Origin of the sequence: Methanosarcina acetivorans C2A (genome assembly GCF_000007345.1) — an archaeon.
Lineage (GTDB): Archaea > Halobacteriota > Methanosarcinia > Methanosarcinales > Methanosarcinaceae > Methanosarcina > Methanosarcina acetivorans.
Genome location: NC_003552.1, coordinates 119,757 through 139,398, shown reverse-complemented (window position 1 = coordinate 139,398; position 19,642 = coordinate 119,757). Strand labels below are relative to the sequence as shown.

Here is a 19,642-nt window from a genome sequence, read left to right as displayed (position 1 = left end):
TGAAGTTTCCGGAAAGTAAAACATGAAATTCCCTAAAATAATTAATAGATTTCCATAGAGTTTCTATAAGTAACTTGAAGTTTTCATAATTATAAGTATTAAGGAATTCAAAGCTTATGGATTTTATCGATATAACGGACTTACAGCCAGTGGACTATATAGCCAGCAGATTCACAGCCTTATGAATTGTTACCCTTTGAGAAGCTGTGATCGGGTACTGGCAAATACATACCTTATTGCAGATCATAGGCAACTGACATAACTCGCACATATAAATACCTGCGCAGATTTCTACAGTCAGCATTTGAGAATATTGAGAGCCCTGTAGATAGGTAACAAATTTCTATTATAGAAAAATAACGATTATAACCTTAGTTCCGCATTTTTAAGCGCATAAATGTCGCTTGATGTCGACTCATGCGCTTAAACATAAGCACATAAGATGTAAGGTAATATTTTTTAAATCACAATCATCTTGACCTCTCAGATTTGGGGAAAAGCATATATGCGCCTAAAAAGACGGAATTCAGGTTATAAAGTCTCTATTTATAAGAAAAATGATCCAGATAAAATGGTTCTTAAAAAATTGATAAAGAACTTTTTGGGAACCTGTAAAGGAGAAACCTTTAATAAAGACTACTGTATAAGTGACTTTTTTTCTTGATAGAACTCGGCTCATAGCCCTGAGACCCAAAGAATAACTCAAAACAGAATTGAGAAGAATAAAAAAGTTGATAAGAATAATTGAAATATGATGACGAATTTCTACAATAGGCACTATACTAATATATTATTTTACCTGGCGATGCGCCAGAAAAAGCTAATCAGGAAGGAGATTAGCAGAAGAAAAATATCTCCCGGAAAGTGAACTTCGAAGGCGTTTTATGAAACATAATACCCCCAGCCTGACCGTTGATGCTGTAATTCTCTTTAAAAACAAGCTTGTTCTGGTGAAGAGAAAAAACCCTCCGTATCAGGGAAAATTTGCCCTTCCTGGCGGCTTTGTCGAAATAGGGGAAAGTACAGAAGAAGCAGCGTCCAGGGAAGCTTTTGAAGAAACTGGGCTTTCCGTAGAAATTCTCAAACTTATCGGTGTCTATTCCGACCCTGAACGCGACCCGAGAAGGCATACGGTCTCGGTGTGCTACCTTGCGAAAGGATACGGAGATTTGAAATCAGGCTCTGACGCTGATGCCGCTGAACTTTTTGAGTTTGATTCTGTTCCTGAGCTGGCTTTTGACCACAATAAAATGATAAATGACGCAAAAAGTGATATTAATGCAATTCTGTACCAAATGTAAAAGTATGATGTTTCCTAAAGACGGCAACTACCATTGCAGAAAGTGCGGAAACACAATACCGATTGAAAGTGACGCAAAGGGTTTTGTCTCCAAAGCCAAGATTGACGATCACGAAGTAGTAGTACTCGAAGGGGAACAGACTTCAGGCCTGCCAACAACGAATGTAAAATGCCCGGAGTGCGGAAACAACACTGCAGCCTGGTGGCTCAGACAGCTCAGGTCTGCTGACGAGTCCGAGACCCGTTTCTTCAAGTGTACAAAGTGCGGGTTTACGTGGAGAGAGTACGACTGAATTTCATAATTTTTCCTTCCGGCCCTTCTAAAAAACGTAGTTCTGGAAAATGTGCTTCTGGAAAACTAATTCTCAGGTCAGAACTTCTTTTATGTTTCAGGCAGAGCCTGAAGCTTCCTGATTTTCTGACCAAGATTTATATAGTTGCCGGGACTTTGAATCTACTGGTTTAACCCGATTCAATATATGGCTACTTATTCCGATTCGGGGAGTTTTCCTCAAAAGGAAAGAAAGTTCCAAATTGTAAGGAAATTTATATATCCAAGGATAGATAAGGGTTTAAGGCTTAAATTTATTTGATGGAGAAGAATCATGTTCAAGGCAGCAATTAATGCAGAGCTTCTGAAAGACGCGATTGCCGCACTGGCTGTAATTGTAGATGAGGTTAGATTCAAAATTAAACCCGAAGGAATTTCGGTAAAAGCAGTTGACCCGGCCAATGTTGCAATGGGAATTTTTGAACTCGGGTCATCGGCTTTTGATGAATACAGCGCTGATGAGTGTGAGATCGGACTTGACCTGAACAAGATTACCGACCTTCTGGGAATTGCGGATAGGAACGATACAGTCAGGATGGGACTTGAAGAAGGAAGCAATAAACTCCTGATCGATGTAGGAGGGCTGTCCTATACTCTTTCTCTGCTGGATCCTTCAACAATCCGTGCAGAACCCAGAGTTCCCCAGCTCGAGCTGCCTGCCAAAGTTGTCCTGAACGGTGCGGACCTCAGGCGTGCCGTAAAAGCCGCAGAAAAGATAAGCGACCATATGCTCATGGGAGTCTCCGGAGATACTTTCTATATGGAAGCTAAGGGCGATACCGATCAGGTCCGCCTGGAGATGGGCAGAGACCAGTTAATTGACCTGAAAGCGGGGGAAGCCTGTTCCCTCTTCTCTCTGGACTACCTGACAGATATAGTCAAGCCCACAAACAAGGTAAATGAGGTTACACTCTCTCTTGGCAGAGATTTCCCTATCCTGATTGACTTTGAAATTGCGAACGGTGCAGGAAGAATATCTTACCTTCTGGCCCCAAGAATAGAATCAGACTAAGGATGGCATGCAGGCCGAAAAACTTGCATATTACCCATTTATTTCAGAAGCGTCTGCCCATGTTGGAGATCTGGGAATTTCCCTGGAAAGCCTGCTCAATTCGCGGGCTTACAGGACCGCAAGAGCTCGCGGAATAGAAAGAGTAAAGGAAGCTCTTGAAGGGGAAATCAAAAAGCCCCCCGTATCAGAGGAAGCCCAGGTGCTCTCGGAACTCCTTTCCTATCCCTTTGCCAGGATGCTGGTCGCCTGCGTGGATGACCAGCTCTTTACCCGGCGCTATGCCCTGGCAGAAGCCAAGGCTGCCTATACTTTTTTGAGAAACGAAACCCCGGACTTTTTGCTCGAATTCGGAGAAGACTTCGGAATCTCGGCAGAGATCAGGGACTCCCATTTCAGTATGCATTTTACGGACTATATCCGCTTTTCCAATTCCCTCAAAGAACCTTCCTGGAAACTGACAAACCGACAGTTCAGGGCAGGGAAGATAAAAATAACAAAGGAAGAGTTTGCAAGGCTTCTTGAAGAAGCAGTCAGGGAAAGAATAGAACAATCCTTCCCCATCCCGGAAATCCCTCCAGAAGTCTCCGCTTTCTGTGCCCCCTATGTCGCCGAAATAAAGGAACAGTTTGAAGTCCAGAAAAAGAAATTCGGAGCTACGGACTTCGGGGCAGTTGAGCCCGAACTCTTTCCCCCATGTATTTCCCATGCTCTTGCAAACGTACAGGGAGGGGTTAACCTTGCACATTCGATGCGTTTTGCAATGACTTCATTTCTCCTGAACGTAGGGATGTCCGTGGAAGAGATCCTGAACCTCTTCAACGTCTCCCCCGACTTTGACGCGGAAAAGACCCTCTACCAGATCGAACACATCGCCGGGGCTACGGGCAACGAGTACAAACCCCCTGCCTGCGATACCATGCGGACATACGGCAACTGCATAGGAAAAGACGGGCTCTGCGCAAAGATCAGCCATCCACTCGGGTATTACGAGAGGAGGATTTTCCTGAAAAATAAAGAAAGGGAAAAAGAAGAGGGAAAAGAAAAAGGAAACGAAGAGAAAAAGGAAAAGAGGGAGGAACATGAAAAGAAGAACGAAAAAGGAAATGAAATTAAGGAGAAATGAAAAAGGAAAATAAAAGGCTGCAAACTATTGGCTATTCACAAAAACTGCCTTATAAACTCCTCAGGCATTGAGGTGCGTTTTGAGGTTTCTTCAACCGATAGTCCTTCCCTAAGGAGTCTTTTTACCACGCTTTCCATGGGTTCCCCAATTTCAACGATGTGCATATCAGGATCGTAAAATCTGATAACTCGCTGTCCCCAGGGCTGTTCTTTTAATCCGTGTACATATTCAATGGAATCAATGTCTTTCAGCTTTTGAAGGAAACTATCTAAATCAGCCTCTTCAAAATATAATTCAGAGTTATTTGATTTTTGAGCAATGTCGTTTTTGTTTATGTTTATTAAGTCTGAAAAATGCGACTTTAAGTGTATCACAAAACCACCCTCAAATGATACGTTTTCACCAAAGTCGTACTGTACTTTTTGATCGAGAACTTTTTCGTAAAAGTTCCTGGAAATTTCCATATTGTTGGCAACAATAAGCGGACATATGAATTTCATTCTATTACCTCCTTTTGTAGCGAGCATGATACTGGATACTGATCATTATTCCAAATTATTGTTTATATACGGTTAAAAACTGTTCAACAAATCTTCTCAGTATTCATTCAAAGTATCCGTTCCGGTACATTACTTCTGTTCCTAAAAATTACTTTGGTATTTATTAATCTCAGCCTGGCAGGCTGAAAGTATCAAATTCGAGGATAACACACAGTACAACATACAAACATTTAAAATGAGCAAAGAACTCTAAAATGTAATAAAAAATAGGAGGATTGGGAAATGAAAAATCTATTTGATTTAACAGGAAAAGTTGCTATTGTAACAGGTGCTTCCTCAGGGCTTGGAGTAGAGTTTGCCAGAGCCCTGGCAAATCAAGGTGCAAATATTGCTATAATTGCACGCCGTGAAGAAAAATTGAAGGAAGTACAGAAGGAAATTGAAAAACTTGGAGTAACCTGCCGCTATTACCTGTGTGATGTGATGAAAACAGAACAGATTAAGAATGCTGTGGAGCAGGTAGTAAAAGACTTCGGAAGAATAGATATCCTTGTAAACAATGCCGGTCTCGGACTTGTTGATGCTGCGGACAAAACAACTGATGAAATGTGGCACAATATGATTGATACCAACCTGAATGGGGTTTATTTCTTTGCCCGCGAAGTTGGGAAAATAATGTTAAGGCAAAAACATGGAAGAATCATTAACATCGGGTCAATTCACTCAACAGTGTCAATGAAAGGATTACCGGTTACAGCTTATTGCTCGACAAAGGGTGGAGTTTTAATGCTCACCAAGTCTCTGGCAACTGAATGGGCAAAAGAAGGCATTACGGTTAATGCAATAGGACCCGGTTATTTTGCTCTTGGAATGGCTGAAGGAGTTGTTGCTGATCCGGAATTTGCAAAAATTATTGAATTTATGTGTCCGATGGGACGTGCGGGACAGTCCGGAGACCTGGATACTACCGTTGTTTACCTCGCATCCGATGAATCAAAATATATTACAGGCCAGATAATTACAGTTGACGGCGGCTGGACAGCACTTTAACGCAAAAAGTTGTTGATTTAAAAAGCTGAATTCTATAAAGAATTGAGTTATTTAAAGAACGAGTTTCGAATTTTTCAACCAAAAAAAGAAAGAATAATACAGCCAGTAAAAAGAGAGATTTGAAAAGGGTATTCTTATCTCTCCTATACTGCTTCAACTGCGTAAGATCCTGAACTTTTACTCGAGTCCTGAACCTGAACTAAGTCCTGAACCTGAACTGAGTCCTGAACCTGAACTGAGTCCTGAACATTTACCTTTTTTTGTATTCCCTGCATTTTCCCACGAACTTATCTACCGGGAAGCTGGCAGGATGGGAGTGCATATACCCTGCGAGGGTATTGTGTTCCAGAAGCCCGTCAAAACCGTTCTGTATGCCTTTTCCGCGGATCATTTCGTATGCAAACCTGGCATCTCGGTCGCATTCCGTAAGGGAGTAATGGAATTCGTGGCCACGGATATTGCGGGAAGAGAGGTTCCTGTCAAGAGGGCGGGCTTCGGTATATCCGAGAGCTTTCAGCCGGTTTGTCATGCGGGTATTTGCGGGCACAACATCAGCCAGTTTATAAGTCCTGTCATCGACCTCATAAGTTCCGCAGAGATAGAGCAGGCCGCCACACTCCGCATAGATGGGCAAGCCGTCGGCTGCAAGCCCTTTGAGTTTCCGGGTGGTTTCCGAATTTTCAAGGACTTCCGCATAGAGTTCGGGGTAGCCACCTCCGAAATAGATCCCGTCCACGTCCGGAAGTTCTCCTTCCATGGGGCTGAAAAACACAACTTCGGCTCCGTGGTCCCTGAAGGCATCGAACATGTCCCGGTAGTAGAAACAGAAAGCAGGGTCCCAGGCAACCCCAATCCTGAGATCTGTCCCGGTATGTGGCGTTTCAACGAAATCCGGAACCGAACAGGGCTCGGCAAGTTCAAGCACTGCATCAAGGTCAACATTTTCTTCGATAAAGGCTGCCATTTCCGCAGTGTTGTAGTCCTTTTCGTGCGCCATGTAGAGCCCCAGGTGCCTTGAAGGGACCTCGATATCTTTCCTGCGGGGGATGGTTCCGACAACGGGAATGTTGCCAGGGAGGGAATTAACTACAAGTTCTACATGGCGGGGGCTGCCTACCTGGTTCAGGATCACGCCTGCAATCCTGACTTCCGGGTCGAATTCGGAATAGCCTTTCAGGATAGCTGCAGTACTTCTTGACATGCCGTGGACATTGATAACAAGGATCACCGGGATATCCAGGGTCTTGGCTACATGTGCCGAGCTTGCGATTTCCGTGGAGTCAATTCCGTCAAAAAGCCCCATGACCCCTTCAACGACAGCAATGTCAGCGTCTGCAGACGTACGGGCAACGGTCTGCCTCACCCCTTCCGTACCCATCATGTAGGTGTCCAGATTTCTGGAAGAACGCCCGCAGATGGCTGTGTGGTGGGAAGGGTCAATGTAATCTGGTCCTACCTTGTAAGGCTGGACTTTAAGCTGCCTGTGCTTTAGGGCAGCCATGATACCCATGGAAACTGTGGTTTTTCCAACTCCGCTATGGGTTCCTGCTATAAGTATTCCTTTTGTCATTTGGTACTTATTGGACAGATTAATATATATCAATTCGGCTGTAAAGGAGCACAGCAACTATTTATCTGAGAGGAATTCGAAGAAAAGAATCAAACTTTAGTATTTTTCTTCTGCCAGTTCCTGAAATAATATGCGCTACCAATTTATATTAGCTGTAATTATGTATTATATTGGTTGAAACATATCGCTAGCAGATATTCTTTTTAGCCATGATACTTTTGAGAATTTTAGGTGGTCAGATCAGAATACCTGATTGGAATTCTACCGAAAAATATTATTACCTCGATAATATAAATACGCCGAGGAAATATGAAAAACAACAACTCAGGAAAAACTTCCCTGTATCCGGAAGAAAAAGAAGAAAAAATCCTGGTCGACCCTTACGGGCGCAAAGTAACCGGGCTTCGGATATCCATTACTGACAGGTGTAACCTTTCCTGCATGTACTGCCACAATGAAGGAGCAGACTGCTGTTCCTGCGGCTCGCTCGGACACGAAATGAGCCCGGAATTGATCTGCGGAATTGTCCGGGAAGCAGCAAAATTTGGGGTCCGTAAAGTGAAGTTCTCGGGAGGAGAACCGCTTTTTCGGAAAGACTTTGAGGAAATCCTTGCCTGTCTCCCTCCTCTGAAAGAGGTCTCGGCAACTACAAACGGCATCCTGCTTGAAAAGCGTGCAAAAACCCTCAAAGCTGCGGGCCTGGACAGGGTAAATGTAAGCCTTGACTCCCTTAACCCTGAAAAGTATGGAAAGATTACCGGAGCTCCGCCAGGCACTCTTGAGAAAGTGATTAAAGGAATAGACAGTGCAGTTGAGGCCGGGCTGACCCCCGTAAAGCTGAATATGGTGCTCCTGAAGGGCGTTAACGACAACGAGATCGATGCGATGATGGAATTTATCCGCCCTTACGGAGGAAAAGTTATCCTGCAGCTGATCGAGCTTATGAACATTGACCCGCAACTTTCAAAGTACATGATTGACTCAAAAGCCCTCGAAAAAATCCTTGAGGAACGAGCAAGCGAGGTAAGAGTCAGGCACCTTCACCACCGGAAAAAGTACATAATCGACGGGGTTGAAGTGGAATTTGTGCGACCAATGGACAACTCGGAGTTCTGCGCCCACTGCAGCAGGCTCAGGGTCACCGCCGACGGAAAGTTTAAGCCCTGCTTGCTTGTACACGATAATCTTGTTGATGTAAGGGAAGCAAAAAGCCCCAAAGAGATCGAAAAACTGCTCAGACTTGCAGTAAGCCGGCGAAAACCTTACTATATTCCGGCTACAGGAGTCACAAAATTGGAGAAGTGGCAAGAATAAAACAATAACCCGGAAAATAATTAAAATAGTGAAGAAGAACACAAAATAAAACGCAAGAAAAAAGAAGAAAAAGGAAAAGAAAAAGAAAAAACGCAATAGGGAGGAGAAAAAAATGAAAATCGAACTTATGGTAGACGGTAGAAAAATCCCAATGAACGAATTTGTCCAGAAAATCGTAGGAAACGTCATTAAGGCAATGGTAGAGACTCTTCACACAATCAACAACGACTGGAAGGAAATCTCCATCCATGTAGAACAGGAAGAATCAAACTAAGAAAAAAGTGCAAATAAAAAACAGAAAACTTTTTCCGGAATAAAAAAGCGGTCTTTATCCGGCAAAGGACTCTATTCTCTTTTTTCATGTAAATTTATCTAAACAGGCTTATAGCCGAAATTAGATCACTGTTCTGGATCACTGTTCTGGATCATTATTCTAGATCATTGTTCTGGATCATTATTCTAGATCACTGTTTTAGATCATCGTTCTGGATCATTATCCTAGATCACTGTTTTAGATCATTGTTCTGGATCACTATTTTCAGAGATATTTTTCTATCTCCGAAAACTCAATTCTTGCCGTTGAGTCCAGGGAAATGGGCGTTATGGAAACATACCCTTTCTGCATGACAGCATGCACATCGGTGCCTTCTTCTTCTTCCCGGATCAGGTCTCCTGCAATCCAGTAGTATGACCTGCCTCTCGGGTCCCGCCGTTCTTCCACGTCAGTTTTGAAGACCTTCCTTGCAAGACGTGTTATTTCTATGGGGGTATCTTCTTCGGCATGGTAGGGGATGTTGATATTTAACAGGTCAACATTTTCGGGCATACCATGCCTGAGGACGTTCCGGGCTATTTTGTTTACGATTTTGATCCCGGCTTCGAAGCGTTCCCTGTGGTAATCCCTGGGATCATCGAACTTCTGACCTTCGTCAAGCACCTGCATGGAGGCGGCAATTGCGGGAATACCATAGCTTGCAGCTTCCAGGGCCCCTCCTATGGTCCCGGAGGTGGTGATCGTATCCGTACTGATGTTTTCTCCGATGTTGAAGCCGGAGAGCACAAGGTCCGGCATCTGCTTGAGGATCGTAAAAATTCCCAGAATTACGGAATCCGTTGGGGTCCCGCCCACAGCATAAGCAGGTATGCCTCCTACATCGGTTTTTGTAATCCGGAGGGGCTCAAAGATAGAAATCGAACGTCCGACCCCGCTCTGCTGGACAGCAGGAGCCGAAATCGTAACTTCCCCGAGGTCCGAAACGCTGTCAAAGGCAGCTTTCAGGCCTGTGGAATAAACACCATCGTCATTGGTAACAAGAATTTTTGGGGCCATCAGTTTTCCCATAAGTTTCAGGATGATTTAAAATTAATGGAAAAAGGCTGTATGGAATGAAAAAACCGAAGGGGAGGTTCTATGTTAAGATTATTATAAAAATAAGGATAATATATGTAGAGCAATATATTTATTAGTAACATGTTTTTGGGGGTGGAACAAACCGGAAGGCTCCGGTACAAAGGAAATGACAAAAAGAACAACAAAAGGAATAAGAAAGGGAATCGTCCCGAATTGTTTTTCTTTTCATTATATTCGTGACTCAAAGGGTTCCATACAGGATCTTTAGTAGTGCTGATGCTTGTTATTATCAAATAAGAATTGAAAATCTCCATAGAATCAAGAATTTCCGTCGAATCAAAAACTTCCATTAAAATTCCGGAGAAAATCCGGGGAGTGATATTGATGGTAGAAGCACAGGAAATAGTAGCAGACGTGCATGTAAAGGACAGGACTGCAAACCCTTCACCTCTGGGATTTACAGGACTTGGCCTTTCAGCAACCCTCCTGAGCCTTAGTTACATAGGTCTTTACCCTGTGGACTCGATGATAGTGTCCATGGCAATATTCCTCGGCGGCTTTGCCCAGGTCTTTGCAGGCTTAATGGCCTGGAAAAAAGGGAGTGTTTTCGGAGGAACGGCTTTCTGCGCATTCGGCCTGTTCTGGTTCTCTCTTGCAGGTCTTATACTCTTGCCCGCAATTGGCTGGATTGAAGGCCCTGAGCCTATGTCCCTTGCAACCTACCTTTTCTTCTGGGGAGTTTATACCTTCGTAATGCTTATAGCCACTCTGAAGCTGGGCAGCAAAGCCATAATGTTCATATTCTTGACTCTCTTCGTGCTGTTCATCCTCCTGGCTATTGTAAACGCCACGGAAAACGCAGGCCTGCTTGTCGTAGCCGGCTATGTGGGGCTACTCCTGGGCCTTTCGTCCCTTTACACCGCCCTTGGAGAAGTGCTTAATGACGCATACGGAAGGAAAGTTGTGCCTATCTGAAGATAGAAAAAACTGAACGCTACACAAGTAAAAACCAAACAAAAGCGTGAAATTAAAAACAAAAAACGCAACGTCAAAAGTACCAGAATAAAAAATAAAGCACAGGGCTGTTTGTTTAACATTTGCAAGCCCTGGTTCTTTTTGATTTGATAACGCTTCTTTTTGTGTGATAACACTTTCTTTTAGTAAAACGTTTATTTTTGATCTGATTTTGGTCTGATTTTGATCTGATACTTCCTCTGGTTTGGGAATGTTTCCTCTCATGTCTATCAACTGGCTATTCGATTCCTATTCGATTCCAGTTAGTTTTTTACACCTGAGGATTTTTGAAACAGGCGGGGTATTAGAGAGGGGTGCTTGATCCACCCTGTGTTGATTATTTCAACCCCAGGCATTTTGAGGCCAGACTTGAAGTATCCCACGGGTTCACCTCAGATTTAGCCCGAAACATTCTGTTTCAGTAGAATCATTTTTTTCAATTCAAACTCTAAAGGAGGCGAACATGCGGACCCATATTGGCCGCACTTTTAAATTACAGGTTTAAAGTACAGCTTTAAAGTGCGAGTTTAAAGTACAGCTTTAAAGCACATGTTTAAGCGTATATTCATACAGGTGATAAACACTTAAAGAGAACATTATCACCTTCATTGTTAGAAACTCCAGACTGTGGAGCCATTCCCCTATCTCCACAATCGTTTCCGGTTGTAAACTTTTCTTTTTCATTACGGTTTTTACAATTTCATGTAAACTTTTTGCTAACATTTTGTCTTAACCCCACTGATAATGTATTCCATCAGACGTTGACTCAGAGTATTCCCTGTTTGAAAATACCCTGCGTGAGATATATTCCAACATAGTCTCAAAAGGAGCCTTCTGTTTAAAGACGTCCTTCATAGTATACACTATCCAACGTAGTCTCAAAGAGGCATCCCCATATTGAAAATGCCTTACTTAACCCCACCGGCTCTACCTTTAGAAGCTTGTCATATTAAAAGTTGTTGAGCTTGTATAAGAGAATTTTATATGATCACTCAAATAATATCCAGACCCTCCAATGAACCTTTTGATCAAAAATTAAGAAAAGGAAGCTGAATATTAATAGTAAAAGAAGAGAAGCAACGAAATCAGGATGGAGATTATAAACCCGGGATCGAAAAAAGAAGGCAGTACTGGATGTTAATTCCTGACCTGCATGTATCATGCAAAGCGAAACTTAAGCGCAAATCCGGTTGAGGACAAAAGAGAACTCTTATCAGGCATACACAACTTCCTTCATGATGATGTCCTCCAGTTGTGGCCTGAGAGCTTTTTCAGTAACGAGATCAACCTCCCGACCAAATAGATCTTCCAGATAAAACTTCAGATCCATATAATTGTCAAAAGTTTTCTGCCCTTCCTCAAACACTACGAGCACGTCGAGATCACTATCCTCTTTTTCCTCTCCTCGTGCAAAAGACCCGAATATCCCGATCCTTTTGACCCCGAATTTTTGATGGATCACTTCCACATGTGATTTTAAAATATTTAGGCTTTCCACAAATATCACCCGGATCAAAAAGAACCCTTTTTTCAGAGATGTGAGTTGTGAAGAAATCAGGATGAAGTGTTTCCCAGATCTTTTAGAATCTCGGAAATCTGATCTTTCAAGGGAGGCAAATTCTTATTTACCGTTTTCCAAACGACGTTCAGATCTACGCCAAAATAGGAATGTATAAGCTTATCACGGGTTCTTGCCATCTCTTTCCAGGGAACTGAAGGATAATTTTCTTTTATTTCTAATGGAACGTTTTTCGCAGCTTCCCCTATGATCTCCAGAGCCCGGACAACAGCAAAAACTCTCATCTCATCTTCTACAAATGCGTCAAAAGAGATGTCCTGAGTAAAATTTTCGATTTTCTCAATGGCATCGAAAATATCGGATAAATAATCCCTGAATTCCCTTTTTTCCTTCATACTGCCACGACTTCCTCAAGGATATGTTTCCCAATAGCAGGTTTCAGGGCAGATTTCATTACCAGATCAACTTTCACGCCCAGAATCTCACTCAGATAATCTTCAAGCTGAATGTACTCAAAAAAACCTGGAGCTTCCTCAAACTCAACCAGAATGTCAAGGTCACTTTCAGGCCCCTGTTCTCCCCTCACATAAGAGCCAAAAATCCCGAGATAACTAACTTTATATTTCCTGGAAATCTCCGGCAGATTTTGACGTAAAATAGCCATGAACTGGATAGTATCTCTGGAAGGAGCAACAGGACTGTTTTCTACCATATATTAGTACTCGGCTTCAATCTTTAAATATTTGTCTTGAAGCAGCGACAGGCTGTAAAAATCAGAAGAATTGAAAAACAGGCCATCATTAATAGCTGTCTCAAACCTGTCTTTTCCCCGCGCCTCAGCGTGGTCAGACCGCAAAACCCCTGAAAAAGCAAGAGAAAAGAGAACTCGTCCCATTTTTAAGAAGAAAAAAGCAAATCCTAACCGGGTTTTATAACTTTATTTTTATTTTTCTTCGGGGCTCCCCGGAAAATCCAGCTCTACTCTTTTGACAACGCGCCTGAGAACATCATTCTTTCCATACGACCCCTTCTCTTAGAGCTTTGTTTCTAAAAACCTCCGAAACCCTGGAAAGATCCACAACATCAACTGTGTAGGGAATATTAAGGTCCTCAGTCTTTTCTTTTAAAAAAATCAATTTTTTCCGATCAAAGTTTTTACCTGGAAGAATCCCAATGTCTATATCTGAAACCCGACTAAAATCTCCTCTAGCCCTAGAACCGAAGAGTATGACAGTGACATTTTCTTCATTTAAAGTTTCAAAAATAAGGGATTTCAGGTTCTGAATGCTTTTTTGATAGATAGGAGAGGAACGGCTCATCTATTATTCATCTATGGATTTAAATACATGAATTTACTGTTAACAACTTTGAAAAATTAAAAAAAGCATATTGAGGAAGAGACAGAGGGATTGAAAGAGAATTAAATATATTTGTTTTTAGAATAAATTTCATTTAATTCCTCTTTAGATAAAGGACATCGAATCAGATCATCAAATTGTTGATGTGATAACTTAAGTTGATTTCTCATTTTGCCTAACAGCTTGTCACCATATTCATCTTTTCCATGGCTTATAAAAGTATGAATTCTTGTTTTGGTTCCACTAACATAGTATGTATACAATTTATGATGAGAATTTTGAAGCTGAAATCCCTTTTTAGATAAAGAAGACTCGATGTCTTTTACTTTATATTTAGACATTTTAAGCACCCACAATTGAAATTAACATTTCCCTCAGATCTTTGCCACTGGGTGCCAACTCCTCTTCATCGGCAAGCACATATTCTTGCCATAAAACGTTAAGCTGTCCTTTGAGTTCCTCGATCAAAAGCTTCATTTTTGGTTGAACAGCAAGAAGCCCTAAATCATCATTTGAAGCTATATAATAATCATCCTCAAATTCAATATCAATTGGAACTTCTTCTTTCAATTTCACTTCAATCTCATCTCTTTTAATTGAGGCAAGATAGTATCGTGAATTTCTTTCAATCGAAACTTCGCTGTCAATACTCAAAACGAATTTGCCTTTTGAAGGCTTCATTACACCACGTATGGTAACAATATTTCCAATAATATCTTTGATATCTTCTTCGATATCCGCAGTGAAATTACAATCTATTGCTCCTTCCGGAGTGTCGATTTGAATCCTTCTGTTTTTGTCGACCCGTAGCTCATAAACTCTTCCAAAAACCTCTTTTTCGTATTCTTCAACGGGTTTACGTAAGATGGATCGTATTACCTCTTTTTGTTCTGGATTTAAATTTTCTTCAACTTTTCCTGAGAAACCAAAAGTTAGACTTCTTTTCGATTGCGGATCAGGCCACATTAAGTAGAATTCTTTTAATACTTTGTTTAACCTGTGAGGATCTTTAATTATTTCGCCCAGTTCTTCTTTTGAAACATCTGCGTGAGAAAGAGTTTCAATTAACTCGTTTGTTGCACAAATCGCTCTCTCACCCAATGTTCCCAAATCTGTTATACCAACTTGAGCGTCACCTATTTGCATTTCAGCATGAACGCTACCCATTTCTATATTTGTTACAAAAAGGGTACATGAATCTTTGATAACCTGCGGAAAGTCCCCTTTCGGACGACTTGGATTGCCATAAAAATAGTCACCCAAGTGAAAAATAATATTTTGTATGTGTTGTATAGTCCCAACCATTTCGATTGCAGGTATTTTTTCTTCTCCATCGATTGAAAATGAAAGTTTCTGCGCCTCGAAAGACTTGACCACGCAATCTACCTCATAATCCCTATTTTTATGGGCATATATTGGTTTTTTGATATAAGGAATTTATGTAAAAATTAGGACACAGAGGTTTAGGTTTGTATAAAGAAACTATTATTTAGAGCAAAATCGAATCCATAATCTTCTTCTCACCTTCTTCAACCCGCCGTCTCAGAGCAGTGCAAATTTAATATAATGATTCCCTTTATCCATAGTATTTCGGACAAGTCAAAAATTCACAATTACCCTATATCCCCCGATCAATTTTACGAGGATTTATAAAATGGATAAATACGAAAAAGTATTCGAGCTGGCAAAACGCCGCGGCTTTTTATGGAACTCCTTTGAGCTGTATGGCGGAAGCCGCGGATTTTATGATTACGGGCCGCTCGGGAGCACGCTGAAGAGGCGGATCGAACAGGTCTGGAGAGAGTTTTACGTTATCCAGGAAGGGCATATGGAAATCGAGTGCCCGACCATAGGAATTGAAGAGGTCTTTATCGCATCCGGGCACGTAGGAGGCTTTTCTGACCCTCTGTGTGAGTGCATGAACTGTAAAGAGGCATTCCGGGCTGACCACCTTGTGGAAAACGTAACTGAAGCGGCAGGGACCCTGAGTGCAGAGGAACTTACGAAGGTCATAAGGGAAAAAGAAATCAGGTGTCCCGAGTGCGGCGGAGAGTTCGAGGACGCTTATGAATTTAACCTGATGTTCAAGACCACAATCGGTCCCGGGACCGGGAGGCAGGGTTACCTCAGGCCGGAAACGGCACAGGGGATGTTCGTGGACTTCCAGAGGCTGTCCCGCTTCTACAGGGATAAGCTGCCTTTCGGGGCGGTGCAGATCGGCAAGTCTTACAGGAACGAAATCGCTCCAAGGCAGGGTGTAATAAGGCTCAGGGAATTTACCCAGGCCGAGTGCGAACTTTTCGTTGACCCCAGGAACAAAAAACATCCTAACTTCGAGCGATTCGCAGACAAAGAGCTCGTTCTTTATTCGCAGGCAGCCCAGCAAACCGGCGAACCTGTCAGGTTGACCGTGCGGGAAGCTGTAGAAACCGGCGTTATTGCCCATGAGATTCTGGGCTACAACATCGCGCTCACAAACGAGTTCCTGACAAAAGTAGGGATCGACCCTGAAAAACTCAGGTTCAGGCAGCACCTGACGGATGAGATGGCTCACTATGCAATCGACTGCTGGGACGCCGAAATCGAAACGGACCGCTTCGGTTGGGTAGAGATCGTGGGCATCGCCGATAGGACGGATTACGACCTCAAAGCCCATGCAAGGGTCAGCAAGACCGACCTTTATGTTTATGTGGAATATGACGAACCCAAAATAGTTACCCGCTTTGTCGTAAAACCGAACATGGGAAAACTCGGCCCCCTCTTCAAGGGCAAAGCAAAAGCCGTTGCAGACGCCTTAAAACAGCTTTCGGAAGAAGAGCTCTCAAAGGATCAAATCAAGGTTACCTTGGATGGAGAAGAACTGACTGTCAGCCCGGACGTTGTGGACTTTGCCGAGGAGAATATAAAAGTCAGCGGAGAAAACGTCATTCCTCACGTGATTGAACCTTCCTACGGGATAGACAGGATCTTCTACGGCATAATGGAGCATGCCTTTGACGAAGAAAACGTTGCCCAGAAAGCGGCCGAATCCGGACTTAAAGGTGCAGGAGAAGCAGAAGGTACAGAGGATGCAGGAAAAGAGTCAGGGGGAGCAAAGAGTGAGAGTGAAGCCGAAGGCGAAGAAGCCCGCCTTGTGATGCATTTCTCAAGTGCAGTCGCCCCCGTGCAGGTTGCAGTCCTCCCGCTCCTAACAAGAAAAGAGCTTGCAGACCCGGCAAAGGAGATTATTGCAAAACTCAGGGAAAAGACCCTGCTTGTCAATTACGATGACTCCGGGACCATCGGGCGCCGTTACAGGAGAAACGATGAAATCGGGACTCCTTACTCGGTAACCGTGGACTATGACACTCTTCAGGATGGGACTGTCACAATAAGGGACAGGGACTCCATGCGCCAGGTTCGGGCTCCTATCAACGGGATCGAAAACGTGCTCTATGAGCTTATCTACAGGGGCAGAGATTTCGAATCCGCAGGCAAGCCCTTTAACTTCTAAAATAAAGGATTTAAGAACCCTTTAAATTAAGGGTCCTCTAAATTCCTGATCTGCAGGTAAAAAGCCTGCAGCAAAGTTTTTAATTTTATATTACTTTTTTATAATTGAAATAAAGCCCCAAATAAAACCGAAATAAACAAAACTGAATAGAAATGAAAGAGAGTTTTTTTCCTGAGAAACCGGCATGCATGAAGCATCCGTTGATTAAGCCCGACACAGTTGAGCAGAGGCTATACCAGCTCAACCTTGCAGGCAAAGCCCTTGAAGGGTCAAGCCTTGTTGTGCTCCCTACAGGGCTTGGAAAAACCATAATAGCTCTTTTTGTAATTGCTTCAAGGCTCCAGCGTTTCGGGGGAAAAGCCCTGATCCTTTCGCCCACAAAACCTCTTGTAGACCAGCATGCTGCTTTTTTCAAAAAGGTGATGGCCCTTCCCGAAGAAGAGATTCTGGCTTTTACAGGCAGCATCGCCCCTGCAGAGAGGGAAAAGCTCTGGGCACAGGGAAAACTGATAGTATCCACCCCCCAGGTAATTGAAAACGACCTTCTTACAAAAAGGATCAGCCTTGAGGACGTAAGCCACATCACCTTTGATGAAGCCCACAGGGCTGTTGGAAATTACGCCTATACCTTTATTGCGGAAAAGTACTTTGAAAGCGCAAAAAATCCCCATATACTCGGAATTACCGCAAGTCCGGGCAGCTCGGACGAGAAAATCGCAGAGGTCTGCCAGGCTTTACATGTTGAAAACGTAGCTGTGAAAACCGAGAAAGACAGGGATGTTCGCCCTTATGTGCAGGAAAAAGAAATAGAGTGGCTTCAGGTCCAGCTTCCTCCCGAAATGGCCGAAATCCGGAGCTATCTGGAAAAGATCCTCGACGACCGGCTCAGAATCATAAAAGATCTCGGTTTTTCTGCAGGCAGCGGGAAATATATCTCCAAAAAAGACCTCCTGCTTCTCCAGAAACAGCTCCAGGGAGAAATCCGTGTGGGAGGAGACCCTGCGATATTCTCTGCCATGTCTGTGGTTGCCGAAATGATGAAGGTGAACCATGCAGTGGAGATGGTGGAGACGCAGGGGCTTGAGACTCTCAGGAAGTACCTGGAAAAGCTGGATTCGGAAGCTTCCTCGAAAAGTGCGAGCAAGGCTGCAAAAAGGCTCATGGACGACCTTTACATGAGAAAAGCCCTGTACAGGGTAAAGGAATGCGATGTTGAACATCCCAAACTCGAGCTTGCAAGGAAAATCGTATCCGAACAGCTAAAGAAAAATCCTGATTCCAGGGTAATTGTGTTTACCAACTACAGGGACACTGCCGAAATAGTGGCAAATGCCCTATCCGGGTTTTCCGGAATTATTCCGATCCGTTTTGTAGGTCAGGGTTCGCGCAACAAGAACAAAGGGCTTACACAGAAGCAACAGGCAGAAATCCTGGATAAATTCAGGGCTGGAGAATACAACGTCCTGGTAGCCACTTCAGTTGCTGAAGAAGGCCTTGATATCCCTGCCACGGACATGGTACTATTTTACGAGCCTATCCCTTCGGAAATCCGCAGCATCCAGCGTAAGGGCAGGACCGGCAGGCAGCAAAAAGGCAGGGTAATCGTGCTTGTGACAAAGGGCACGCGGGACGAAGCCTATTACTGGAGCAGCAAAAATAAGGAAAAAAGGATGCTTAAAAGCATGCACGGGCTTGAAACCGCCCTTACCCCAAAGGTTTCAAAAAAAAGTGCAGCACTTTCGGATTTCGAAAACCTGCCCTGTACCCCGGACCCACAGTTGAAAACTGAAAAAATAGAAATTGAAATTGAAAAAGAAGAAGAGGATGAAGAAGGGGACGGTTTCGAGAACAGAACAGATCTATACTCGGAAAAAAGCTCACACCCTGAAACAGGCGTAAATGGGGATGGCAAGAAGAGCGGAAATGAACAAGCTGATATAAACGCAAAAGAGAGGCAAAAAACCCTTGTGGATTTCGGAACCGCATCCGAAGACAACGCAAGCGAATCCCTCAGAATAGTGATAGACCACAGGGAGACTAAAAGCGGGGTTGCAAAAACCCTGGACAGGCTCGGCATGGGACTCAGCTTTGCAGTTCTCGAAGTAGGGGACTACGTGGTAAGCGACCGCCTTGCTGTGGAAAGAAAGCGTACTGACGACTTTACAAGTTCCCTGATTGACGGAAAAAGAAACCTTTTTGCCCAGCTCTCAGACCTTGCGAGAGTGTATGAAAAACCTGTCCTGATCATTGAAGGAGAGGACCTTTTTACTTCCAGGCAGATCAATCCTAATGCCATTTATGGTACACTTGTATCCATTGCTATCGATTTTGGAGTATCCATTCTCCACTCCCGGGACGAGGAAGAAACAGCTTCCATTTTAAAGATACTTGCAAAACGCGAGCAGACAGAGAACAAACGTGAAATCAACCCTCACGGGAAGAAATCTGCCAGCACTCTTTCCGAGCAGCAGGAATATCTCATTTCTTCGATTTCGAATATCGGGCCGAAAGCCGCCAGAAACCTCCTTTTGCACTTCGGCTCCGTAAAAGCGGTCCTGCAGGCTGATACGGAAGAACTCAAGAAAGTAAAATTAATAGGGCCAAAGACCGCAGCCAGGATAAAGGAAGTTCTCGAAAGCCCGTATAAAGGTTGACGAACCTGAAAATGGAGACTTTTTATTATTTTCTGGTTTTTCGTTTTCCCTCT

At 43.3% G+C, this 19,642-nt stretch carries 20 protein-coding genes; 10 read left to right on the top strand and 10 right to left on the bottom strand.

From position 1 onward, the window contains the following. Positions 1-884 precede the first annotated feature (884 nt). The 4 genes from MA_RS00590 to priL all read left to right on the top strand — a co-directional run bounded on the left by MA_RS00590 (position 885) and on the right by priL (position 3,766). Positions 885-1,301, top strand: coding sequence for an NUDIX domain-containing protein (locus MA_RS00590; protein ID WP_011020172.1), 417 nt, complete (start codon positions 885-887; stop codon positions 1,299-1,301). After that, a complete protein-coding gene (locus tag MA_RS00585) occupies positions 1,279-1,593 on the top strand; it encodes a transcription factor S (protein WP_011020171.1) in 315 nt (104 codons plus the stop codon). The genes MA_RS00590 and MA_RS00585 overlap by 23 nt, the downstream gene beginning before the upstream one ends. 312 nt (positions 1,594-1,905) lie before the next feature. Then, positions 1,906-2,643: a DNA polymerase sliding clamp gene (locus MA_RS00580; RefSeq protein ID WP_011020169.1), complete on the top strand. Its 738-nt coding sequence runs from the start codon at positions 1,906-1,908 to the stop codon at positions 2,641-2,643. A 7-nt stretch (positions 2,644-2,650) separates the two neighbouring features. Next, positions 2,651-3,766, top strand: a complete 1,116-nt coding sequence (gene priL, locus MA_RS00575) for a DNA primase regulatory subunit PriL (protein WP_011020168.1) — start codon at positions 2,651-2,653, stop codon at positions 3,764-3,766. Positions 3,767-3,801: 35 nt separating this feature from the next. Here the strand turns inward: priL and MA_RS00570 are convergent, their stop codons facing one another. Next, entirely contained in the window at positions 3,802-4,266 is a 465-nt protein-coding gene (locus MA_RS00570) for a glyoxalase/bleomycin resistance/dioxygenase family protein (RefSeq protein WP_048064815.1), read from the bottom strand. A gap of 282 nt (positions 4,267-4,548) precedes the next feature. Here MA_RS00570 and MA_RS00565 point away from each other — a divergent pair, with 282 nt between their 5' ends. Continuing rightward, positions 4,549-5,316, top strand: a complete 768-nt coding sequence (locus MA_RS00565) for an SDR family oxidoreductase (protein ID WP_011020166.1) — start codon at positions 4,549-4,551, stop codon at positions 5,314-5,316. A gap of 250 nt (positions 5,317-5,566) precedes the next feature. Here the strand turns inward: MA_RS00565 and MA_RS00560 are convergent, their stop codons facing one another. Further along, positions 5,567-6,886: a cobyrinate a,c-diamide synthase gene (locus MA_RS00560; RefSeq protein WP_048064814.1), complete on the bottom strand. Its 1,320-nt coding sequence runs from the start codon at positions 6,884-6,886 to the stop codon at positions 5,567-5,569. 309 nt (positions 6,887-7,195) lie between these two features. On the opposite strand from MA_RS00560, the gene moaA reads away from it, so the two are divergent. Together moaA and MA_RS28020 are read left to right on the top strand one after the other, a co-directional pair. Beyond that, on the top strand, positions 7,196-8,200 hold the full coding sequence (moaA, locus tag MA_RS00555) for a GTP 3',8-cyclase MoaA (protein WP_011020164.1): 1,005 nt from the start codon (positions 7,196-7,198) through the stop codon (positions 8,198-8,200). 112 nt (positions 8,201-8,312) lie between these two features. Next, the gene (locus MA_RS28020; RefSeq protein ID WP_162829672.1) at positions 8,313-8,474 is read left to right on the top strand and encodes a hypothetical protein; all 162 of its coding nucleotides are present in this window, start codon (positions 8,313-8,315) and stop codon (positions 8,472-8,474) included. A gap of 264 nt (positions 8,475-8,738) precedes the next feature. On the opposite strand, the gene surE is transcribed toward MA_RS28020, so the two are convergent. Beyond that, positions 8,739-9,542 (bottom strand): 5'/3'-nucleotidase SurE, encoded by an 804-nt coding sequence (surE, locus tag MA_RS00550; protein ID WP_011020163.1) that lies wholly within the window; start codon positions 9,540-9,542, stop codon positions 8,739-8,741. Positions 9,543-9,935: 393 nt separating this feature from the next. Between surE and MA_RS00545 the strand changes: the two genes are divergently transcribed. Beyond that, a complete protein-coding gene (locus MA_RS00545) occupies positions 9,936-10,526 on the top strand; it encodes an acetate uptake transporter (protein WP_048066054.1) in 591 nt (196 codons plus the stop codon). Between the two features lie 579 nt (positions 10,527-11,105). On the opposite strand, the gene MA_RS00540 is transcribed toward MA_RS00545, so the two are convergent. The 7 genes from MA_RS00540 to MA_RS00505 form a co-directional block, all read right to left on the bottom strand. Continuing rightward, the gene (locus tag MA_RS00540; protein ID WP_048064813.1) at positions 11,106-11,288 is read right to left on the bottom strand and encodes a hypothetical protein; all 183 of its coding nucleotides are present in this window, start codon (positions 11,286-11,288) and stop codon (positions 11,106-11,108) included. A gap of 490 nt (positions 11,289-11,778) precedes the next feature. After that, positions 11,779-12,063: a nucleotidyltransferase family protein gene (locus MA_RS00535; protein ID WP_048064812.1), complete on the bottom strand. Its 285-nt coding sequence runs from the start codon at positions 12,061-12,063 to the stop codon at positions 11,779-11,781. Positions 12,064-12,119: 56 nt separating this feature from the next. After that, on the bottom strand, positions 12,120-12,479 hold the full coding sequence (locus tag MA_RS00530) for a HepT-like ribonuclease domain-containing protein (RefSeq protein ID WP_011020160.1): 360 nt from the start codon (positions 12,477-12,479) through the stop codon (positions 12,120-12,122). Further along, positions 12,476-12,796 carry a nucleotidyltransferase family protein gene (locus tag MA_RS00525; RefSeq protein WP_011020159.1) on the bottom strand — a complete coding sequence of 107 codons (321 nt, stop codon included), beginning with the start codon at positions 12,794-12,796 and terminating at the stop codon, positions 12,476-12,478. The genes MA_RS00530 and MA_RS00525 overlap by 4 nt, the downstream gene beginning before the upstream one ends. A 295-nt stretch (positions 12,797-13,091) precedes the next feature. After that, complete coding sequence (locus MA_RS00515; protein ID WP_011020158.1) at positions 13,092-13,403, bottom strand: nucleotidyltransferase family protein; 312 nt, start codon at positions 13,401-13,403, stop codon at positions 13,092-13,094. Positions 13,404-13,504: 101 nt separating this feature from the next. After that, positions 13,505-13,783, bottom strand: a complete 279-nt coding sequence (locus tag MA_RS00510; RefSeq protein ID WP_048064810.1) for a hypothetical protein — start codon at positions 13,781-13,783, stop codon at positions 13,505-13,507. 1 nt (position 13,784) lies between these two features. Further along, positions 13,785-14,819, bottom strand: a complete 1,035-nt coding sequence (locus MA_RS00505; protein WP_011020157.1) for a hypothetical protein — start codon at positions 14,817-14,819, stop codon at positions 13,785-13,787. Positions 14,820-15,096: 277 nt separating this feature from the next. On the opposite strand from MA_RS00505, the gene glyS reads away from it, so the two are divergent. Together glyS and MA_RS00495 are read left to right on the top strand one after the other, a co-directional pair. Beyond that, the gene (gene glyS, locus MA_RS00500) at positions 15,097-16,935 is read left to right on the top strand and encodes a glycine--tRNA ligase (protein ID WP_011020156.1); all 1,839 of its coding nucleotides are present in this window, start codon (positions 15,097-15,099) and stop codon (positions 16,933-16,935) included. A 188-nt stretch (positions 16,936-17,123) separates the two neighbouring features. Then, positions 17,124-19,589 (top strand): DEAD/DEAH box helicase, encoded by a 2,466-nt coding sequence (locus MA_RS00495; RefSeq protein WP_011020155.1) that lies wholly within the window; start codon positions 17,124-17,126, stop codon positions 19,587-19,589. Positions 19,590-19,642: the final 53 nt, after the last annotated feature.